General features: G+C 17.0%; 1 protein-coding gene and 1 pseudogene (1 of these 2 cut by a window edge). Both read left to right on the forward strand.

Annotated elements, in window-relative coordinates:
• Window positions 1–62, forward strand: a pseudogene (locus LUA84_RS05020) (DUF72 domain-containing protein); its annotated part reaches 141 nt to the left of the window's first position; the annotation flags it as partial.
• Window positions 55–249 (forward strand): tRNA pseudouridine synthase A, encoded by a 195-nt coding sequence (locus LUA84_RS00970; protein ID WP_231434011.1) that lies wholly within the window; start codon window positions 55–57, stop codon window positions 247–249. The pseudogene LUA84_RS05020 and the gene LUA84_RS00970, both read left to right, overlap by 8 nt.
• Window positions 250–535: the final 286 nt, after the last annotated feature.

Genomic DNA, 535 nt, shown 5'->3' on the forward strand with positions numbered 1-535 from the left:
TTAATAATTCAATGATGTATGAGAATGCAAAAGAATTTTTAGAATTGATAAAAAATGTATAATTATTTATTAAGAATAAAATATAATGGAGAAAATTATCATGGAATTGAATATCAAAAAAATTTAAAAACAATTTCTGGAGAAATTTTAAATTATTTTGATATAAAAGAATTTAGATTATCTATTGTTTCAAGAACTGATAAAGGAGTAAATGCAGAAGAAAATTATATTGTTAATATCTTCAGATAAAAATATTGATTTTTCAAATTTTCAAAATAATGATATAAAAATATTGAATGAATAAAAATTAAAAGAATTTATTAATATTAGAAAATTTTCTAGAGGTAAATTATATGAATAGAAATTACCAAAAAAATTGTTTGAGAAAAAATATATGCCAAAATATTTAATAAATAATGAAAAAATTTTAATAAAATCTGAAGAAAAGGAATTTGATATAAATAAATATATAGAGGCATCAAAGCATTTTATAGGTATAAAAAGTTTTCATAATTTTGCAAAAGGAAAGGTTAAA

The organism is Candidatus Nanopusillus massiliensis (assembly GCF_920984865.1).

What these genes read in the sequence shown, in the direction of transcription:
- LUA84_RS00970 (WP_231434011.1), top strand. Translation starts at nt 55, where the DNA reads ATGTATAATTATTTATTAAGAATAAAATATAATGGAGAAAATTATCAT.